This is a genomic window from Roseibium sp. (assembly GCF_050301095.1).
In the GTDB taxonomy this organism is placed as follows: Bacteria; Pseudomonadota; Alphaproteobacteria; order Rhizobiales; family Stappiaceae; genus Roseibium.
On record NZ_JBNKYW010000250.1, the window covers coordinates 1 to 7,048 of the forward strand.

Here is a 7,048-nt window from a genome sequence, read left to right on the forward strand (position 1 = left end):
CACGCCGCAGATCCGGGTCGGTCATCGGTGTCAGCGGATGGTTCTGCATGCCACTTTCGCTGAGAAGCCTGTCCTGAACGAACAGATGTCCCTCGTAGACTGTGCGGCCGGCTTCCGGGAACGCCGGGCAGACCAGCACGGAAGTCTCGCCGAGTTTGCCTGCAAGCGCTTCGGCGACGGACCCGATATTGCCCTCTTTGGTACTGTCGAAGGTGGAGCAGACCTTGAAGACGATCTGATCGCATCCCTGCTCCAGCAGCCAGTCGCACGCCTCCAGTGAGGACCGGACCGCCTCACGGACGGGGGCCGTCCGGGATTTGAGGCTGACGACACCGGCCGCGACGCCGGGATCCGCCGGCTTCCCCGGCACGCCGACGTATTGCGTCGTCGGCATGCCGCCTTCCGCCAACATGAGCGCAATGTCGGAGGCGCCGGTGAAATCATCCGCGATCACGCCGAGTTTCATGTGCGAACTCCTTTCAGGGGGCCTTGGTCCAGACGGATGATGTGGTCCGGTCCGTGAACCGGAAAGAGCTGGCGCACCAGCGGATCGTGGCCGGGAATGACGAGATCGGCCGAACTTGCCAGCTTCCGGATGGTCTGAAAGCCGGTCAGCATGTCCTCGAGATCGACGACGATCGGAAACGGCTTTTCTTCCAGAAAATTCTCGTAGAAATGGGCTGCATCCGACGCCAGGCACATCCAGCCGCAATCGGTGAGCACGCGGACCGCCTGTAGGCCGCGGCTGTGTCCGCCGATGCGGTGCACCGTAACCCCTTCGCGGACCTCGCCGTCGCCCTCGTGGAAAATCACCCGTCCCGAATAGAGCCGCTTGACGGCTTCGCAGACGTGGTCGGCCGTGAAGGGGGCTTTCAGAGCCGCATGACACATGCAGGGGCCGGTGACAAAGGCCATTTCGGCTGCCTGAAGATGGATCGTGGCATTCGGGAAGTGCTTCAACCCGCCTGCATGATCATAGTGCAGATGGGTGACGATGATTGTCGTGACGTCGTCGGGAGAAATACCAAGCGGAGCGAGGGCCTCCGCCGGGTTCATCCGGACCGGGCGGCCTCTGCGCTCGCCTTCTTCTGCGTCATATCCGGTGTCGACCAACAGGATCTCGTCACCACGGCGCAGCACCCAGATGAAATAGTCCATGGGGTGCGGCTGATCGTGATTGTCATCGAATATGAAGCTGTCAGCGCGGGTCCGGCTGTTACGGTCCGCGTATTTGACTGCAAAGATTTCCCAGGGGGTCATGCGGCCACCTGTGCGTAGGTCTGGACAGTCTTTTCGGCAATCATACCGGCAACCTGGGTGTCGAAGGTCTTGAAGTGCGTTGTTTCAAGATGGGTCTTGAACGCGTCGCCGGTGTCGTAGATTTCATAGAGAAAGACCTCGCCCGGCCGTGCCGGATCAGTGCACACGTCAAACCGGCTGCAACCTGGCTCCTCTTTCAGGGACGTTTGCGCGTTGTCGATCATGAGGGGCATGAAAGCCTGCATCTGCCCCTCCCTGATCCGGAACAATACGGTGACTGCGAACATTCTTCTTATCTCCCTCAGCGGAACAGATGCACCATACCCATGGAAACCACCGGCAGGTAGGTGACCGCGAGAAGCGCGGCAATGGCTGCTAGGTAGAGCGGCGCCATGTTGCGGGCGATCGAGAGCACCCCGACACCTGAAATCCGGCTCGCGACGTAAAGCGTGGCTCCGACCGGTGGTGTGAAGAGGCCCACCGCCACGTTGCAGGTCATGATCACACCGAGGTGCACCGGGTCGACCCCGAAGGCCTGAGCCGTCGGTAAAAACAGCGGAGCCGTCAGCAGGATCGCCGGAACCGGGTCGAGAACGAGACCGAGGATCAGCAGCACGACGTTGACCAGCAGCAGGAACATCCAGGGACCGCTCGAATAGTCCTGCACGAAGCCGACCAGGATCTGCGGCATCTGTTCCAGGGTGATCAGCCAGCCGAGCACCGTGGTGGCGCCGATGACGACCATCACCACCGAACTGGTCACGAAGCTGTCGATTAGCAGCCGGGGCAGATCCCGCAGACGGAAATCGCGATAGACCACCGTGGTCACGAACAGTCCGTAGACAACCGCCAGAGCGGCAGCTTCGGTGGGTGTGACCCAGCCGGTGAAGATGCCGCCGAGGATCAGGATCGGCATGAAGAGGGCAGGGGCGGTGCCTATGAAAGAGGAGGTCAACTCCTTCAGGGAGGTCGTCCGTCCGCCCGGATCGCATTTGGTCGTTTTGCCGACGTAGTAGCAGACCGCCATGAACAGCGCGCCGAACAGGATGCCGGGGACCATGCCGCCGAGGAAGAGATCGGCGACCGAGACGTTTCCGACAAATCCGTAGATCAGCATCGGGATCGACGGCGGAATGATGATGCCGATGGTTCCGGCGGCCGCCACAAGGCCGGCCGCGAAAGCGGTGTTGTAGCCTTCCCGGGACATGTTCTTGATCATCACGGAGCCGATGGCGGCTGAATCCGCGATAGCCGAACCTGAGATGCCGCCGAAGATCATCGAGGCGCCGACGACGACCATGCCGAGACCGCCGGCCATGAAACCGAAGGCGGCGCGGGCAAAGCCGATGATCCGCAGGCCGACGCCGCCTCGGCTCATCATTTCACCGGCCACGATGAAGAGCGGGATCGCCAGGAAGTGGTTCGGTTCCACCCCGCCGATGAAATTCAGGAACAGTGCCTGCAAAGGGTATCCGAGATCGAAGACAATGATCGGCAGAACGGCGGTGATCAGGATCGCCCAGACCAGGGGGATGCCGATAAAGACGGAGGTCAGGAAAACCGCGACAACAAAGAGCAGGATCATAGCAGGGCCTCGCCGCCGTCACTGTGGGTCGCATGTGGAACAACCGGGTTCCTGATGTCGAACACCATATTGTAGAGGTGAAAAATCAGGGTTAGGGCCATGCCGACCGGCATGGAGGCGTAAAGCAGGCCGACGGGCCAGTAGAGCACCGTGGTCTTCTGCGCCCATGTGTGAACCGAGATGTTGTACCCGGTGACGATCAGGCCGATCAGCAGAACGGCGATGATCAGGTCGATGGCGATGGAGAGCGCGCGCTGTCCGGCGACCGGAACCAGCGTCTCGACAATCTCGGTTACCCGCATATGCGCTCCGCGCGCGACGGCCGCGGCACAGCCGGTAAAGGTGCTCCACAGCAGCAGGAAACTGGTGACTTCCAGCGACCAGGCCAGATCGAAACCGGCAAAACCTCTTAAAGAAGCGTTGCAGAACACCAGGGTGACGATCGCAAATCCGCCAAGCGCCAGGCAAATGTCGACCAGATGGCTGAGCCCGCGCAGCACAGCCGGATAGTGATCTCGATAATCCAAGGGTCTTCTCTTTGTTCAGGAAAGGGGCCGGAACCCGAGGAATTCAGGTCCGGGTTCCGGCCAAGTTTGCCCAAATCGGAAAATCAGTTCTGGGCCGGGAGTTTCTCGCGGATGGCTGCCGCATCGGAGAGGATCTTGTCCACCGCGTCCGCGCCATAAACATCCTTTGCCTTGGCGTATACCGACTGAACGGCCTCGCGGAACGGTCCGATCTCCGGCACGCTGACCTTGGCGCCCTTTTCTTCCATCTCGGCGAGCTGGCTGTTGACGGAGTTCTTGACCAGATCGCGGCTGAAGGCCGCCGATTCAGCGGCCGCTTTCTGGATGGCCTGCCTGTCTTCCTCGGAGAAGGATTGCCAGGTCTTTTCCGCGATCGTCAGCGGCAACGGGCTGTAGACGTGACGGGTCAGGGTGATGTTCGGAGCGACCTCGTAGAAACGCAGCGAATTGATCGTGTCGACCGGGTTTTCCTGGCCGTTGACGATGCCCTGCTGGATCGAGAGATAAACGTCGGTAATCGGCATGACGACCGTCTGGAAGCCGATTGCCTCCATCGACCAGCGGATCATGTCGTTCGGAAAGACGCGCATTTTCATCGACTTGGCATCTTCCGGCGACGTCAGCGGCTCATTGGTGGTGAAGCTGCGGAAACCGGCTTCCCAGGTGCTCAGAACCCGGAAGCCCTTTTCCGGAAGCTTGGCGAATTCGCCCTGCAGCCATTCTGAATTGTCGTAAAGCTCCCAGCCCTGCTCATAGCTGTCGACCAGGAACGGCATGGCGGTCAGGTTCAGAGACGACAGATGCGTCGCGTAGCTGCCGGTCGCCGACACGGTGAAATCGATGCCGCCGAGCTGAAGGAGTTCGATGGCTTTCGGATCGTTGGCGAGCTGTCCGGACGGGAAGATCTGCACTTCGTAGCGGCCGTCCGTGTATTCGGCCACCTTCTCCGCAAAGAGTTCTGCCGCGGCCTGGCGCGATCCGCCTGGGTTGTCCGTATGGCTGAACCGCAGGGTTTCCACGGCCCAGGCGCTGCTCATGCCGGCAGCCAGAACGGCCGCGCTCAGCATCAGACGGCTCAGGTTTTTCCTATCAAGCATTTCGGTCTCCTCCCACGGCCGCAACAAGGCCGTATTGATTTACACATTCGATTGCGTATACGTAGTTCAATCCCTTGTCAACGGCATTGAGCTCGTTTATCAAGGTCAGAGCAGTCGGAAGCGGCCCCTCAAGGCGCTGATGCCGCAGGCGGATCGGGTGCTTTTGAAGGGGCGGCAGGAGGAAGAAAAAAATGTATGAAGGCCCGAAAGCCTTGCGGGTTGCCTGTCTCGGGGCAGGGTATTTCGCGCAGTTCCACTATGAGGCCTGGCGCCGGATTCCGCGTATTCGCCTTGTCGGGGCCTGCGACCGGGACCGGGAAAAGGCAAAGGCGACAGGCCTGACAGCCTTCAGCGATCTCGCCTCAATGCTGAAAATGGCAAAACCGGATCTGCTCGACATCATCACGCCGCCGCCAACTCATTTCGATGCCATCAGGCAGGCAATCGACAATGGCGTAAAGACGATCATCTGCCAGAAGCCCTTCTGCACGTCGCTGGAAGAGGCCGAACATGCCACCACGCTCGCCGAGGCCGCGTGCGTCAGGATCGTGATTCACGAGAACTTCCGTTTCCAGCCCTGGTACCGGGCCATCAGGCAGGCACTGGAGAAGAAGCTGCTGGGCGAGCTCTTGCAGGTCACCTTCCGGCTCAGGACCGGGGACGGGCAGGGGCCGGAGGCCTATCTCGATCGCCAGCCCTATTTTCAGGAAATGCCGGAACTTCTGATCCATGAGACCGGGGTCCACTGGATCGACACCTTCCGGTATCTCCTTGGCGAACCCGAAGCTGTCTATGCCGACCTGCGCCGGCTCAATCCGGCCATCAAGGGCGAGGATGCCGGCTACTTCATATTCGACTACGCGGGTGGTGTCCGGGCGTTGTTCGACGGCAATCGTCTGTTGGACCATTCCGCCGAGAACTGCCGGACCACGCTTGGTGAAGCCCTGGTGGAGGGGACAAAGGGAACGCTCACGTTATCGGGGGACGGCTCCGTTCGACTACGCCATTTCGGCGACCGGGAGGAAACCCTGCTGTTGGCCGCACGGAACTGGGAGGGCTTTGGCGGCGACTGCGTGAAGAATCTGATAAGCCACGTTGTCGACGGGGTCCTGGACGGGACGCCGTTGGAAAACGAAGCGCGGGATTACCTGAAGGTCATCGAGATGGAGCGGGCGATCTATCTGTCGGATCGTTTGGGGCAGAAAATCCGGGAGTTTGAAAGTGCTTGAGGCGCCGAAACCCAAAACGATCACCACACAGGCCATGGAAAGGATCCGACAGCTGATCTTTGACGGCGAGCTGGCGGCTGGTTCCGACCATCTGGAAAGCGAGCTGGCCAACAGGCTCGGAATGTCCAGAACGCCGGTGCGCGAAGCGACCCTGATGCTGGCTCAGCAGGGTCTTCTGGAAGTGCGTCCGCGCAAGGGCGTGCGCATTTCGACCCTGTCGCTCAAGGACATGGAAGAGATCTACGCGGTCTTGACCGAACTGGAGAGCCTGGCGGCGGAGGAAGCAGCGGTGGCGGGCTATTCCGACGAAGAGCTAAAACCCCTCAAGGATGCCATCGAAGCCATGGAGGAAGCACTTGGACGGGAGGACCGGGAAGCCTGGGCGGAAGCCGATGCCGCATTTCACGACGAACTGGTGCGCCTCGGCGGCAATTCCCGCGTGCAGTCGATCGTTGCCATGATGTCCAACCAGGTCCGCCGCGCCCGCGCCATGACGCTCTATATCCGCCCGTTGCCGCTCAAATCCAACGAGGACCACCGGGCCGTCTATGATGCCATCCGCAAGGGCGATGCTTCCCGCGCCCGCGAACGCCACCGCACCCACCGCCAGCACGCCCGCGAGGTGTTGATCGACCTTCTGAAGAAGCACAGGCTGTTTCAGCTGTGAAAAATCGGTGCGCGGCCCTAGTTCTCCGGCCGGAAGGAAAAGGGAACCTCTTACCATTTCACTTTAAAACCGGTGGTCAATTCAGCAACGGAAATGTTCGTGGCGACATTTCAGACTGGGTTTTGTCGCAAATATTTGGTGACTTCGTTGTGCCGAGATCGGCGAGCGGCGTGGCAATTGACGAAGGCAGTTGAGATGGCAGTTTCCTTTAAAGGCGCGCACTATCCGAAGGAAGTCATTTTTTACGCAGTCTTTTTCTATCTGCGGCACTCGGTGTCTTATCGCGACCTTCTTCGGAGCGAGGCTGAAAGTCCCGCCCAGCTCAGGATAATCGTCGTTATTTGAACGGCATGTTGCATGTCCTGTGCGTTGGCTGCCCTTGGCAAAACATGCATGAACGTTACGGGAAATGGAACTCGGTCTATGTCCGGTTTCGCAGGTGGGCGGAGGAAGGCGTTTGGGACAAGCTGCTGGAAACGCTGGTGGACCTCGGGCTTACCGATGACTGGCAACACATGATCGACAGCACCATGGTCCGCGGCCACAGTCAGGCGGCAGGCGCTCAAGGGGGACACATAAGGGGGCTTTTGGTCGATCACCCGGCGGATTTGCGACGAAAATCCACGCCCGAACACACGGTCAAGGACGTCCTCTTGGCTTTGTCCTGACAGGCGGCGAGATCT

Annotated in this window: 8 protein-coding genes and 2 pseudogenes; 4 read left to right on the plus strand and 6 right to left on the minus strand. The window is 60.2% G+C overall.

What is annotated here, in order from left to right; translation table 11 throughout:
- The 6 genes from ACQY7U_RS21485 to ACQY7U_RS21510 form a co-directional block, all read right to left on the minus strand.
- On the minus strand, positions 1-466 hold a 466-nt coding region (locus tag ACQY7U_RS21485; protein WP_428649119.1), incomplete at its 3' end, for a four-carbon acid sugar kinase family protein.
- On the minus strand, positions 463-1,260 hold the full coding sequence (locus tag ACQY7U_RS21490) for an N-acyl homoserine lactonase family protein (RefSeq protein ID WP_428649122.1): 798 nt from the start codon (positions 1,258-1,260) through the stop codon (positions 463-465). The genes ACQY7U_RS21490 and ACQY7U_RS21485, both read right to left, overlap by 4 nt.
- Entirely contained in the window at positions 1,257-1,547 is a 291-nt protein-coding gene (locus ACQY7U_RS21495) for a putative quinol monooxygenase (RefSeq protein ID WP_428649125.1), read from the minus strand. Before ACQY7U_RS21495 ends, ACQY7U_RS21490 begins: the two co-directional genes overlap by 4 nt.
- A gap of 14 nt (positions 1,548-1,561) precedes the next feature.
- The gene (locus tag ACQY7U_RS21500; protein ID WP_428649128.1) at positions 1,562-2,845 is read right to left on the minus strand and encodes a TRAP transporter large permease; all 1,284 of its coding nucleotides are present in this window, start codon (positions 2,843-2,845) and stop codon (positions 1,562-1,564) included.
- Positions 2,842-3,372: a TRAP transporter small permease gene (locus ACQY7U_RS21505; protein ID WP_428649131.1), complete on the minus strand. Its 531-nt coding sequence runs from the start codon at positions 3,370-3,372 to the stop codon at positions 2,842-2,844. The genes ACQY7U_RS21500 and ACQY7U_RS21505 overlap by 4 nt, the downstream gene beginning before the upstream one ends.
- A gap of 83 nt (positions 3,373-3,455) precedes the next feature.
- Complete coding sequence (locus tag ACQY7U_RS21510; RefSeq protein WP_428649134.1) at positions 3,456-4,469, minus strand: TRAP transporter substrate-binding protein; 1,014 nt, start codon at positions 4,467-4,469, stop codon at positions 3,456-3,458.
- A 191-nt stretch (positions 4,470-4,660) separates the two neighbouring features.
- On the opposite strand from ACQY7U_RS21510, the gene ACQY7U_RS21515 reads away from it, so the two are divergent.
- The 4 genes and pseudogenes from ACQY7U_RS21515 to ACQY7U_RS21530 all read left to right on the plus strand — a co-directional run.
- Positions 4,661-5,698 carry a Gfo/Idh/MocA family protein gene (locus tag ACQY7U_RS21515; protein WP_428649137.1) on the plus strand — a complete coding sequence of 346 codons (1,038 nt, stop codon included), beginning with the start codon at positions 4,661-4,663 and terminating at the stop codon, positions 5,696-5,698.
- Positions 5,691-6,365 (plus strand): GntR family transcriptional regulator, encoded by a 675-nt coding sequence (locus tag ACQY7U_RS21520; RefSeq protein ID WP_428649140.1) that lies wholly within the window; start codon positions 5,691-5,693, stop codon positions 6,363-6,365. Before ACQY7U_RS21515 ends, ACQY7U_RS21520 begins: the two co-directional genes overlap by 8 nt.
- Positions 6,366-6,560: 195 nt before the next feature.
- Positions 6,561-6,674 (plus strand): annotated as a pseudogene (locus ACQY7U_RS21525) (IS6-like element ISPmar1 family transposase); the annotation flags it as partial.
- Between the two features lie 2 nt (positions 6,675-6,676).
- A pseudogene (locus ACQY7U_RS21530) lies at positions 6,677-7,048 on the plus strand (IS5 family transposase); the annotation flags it as partial.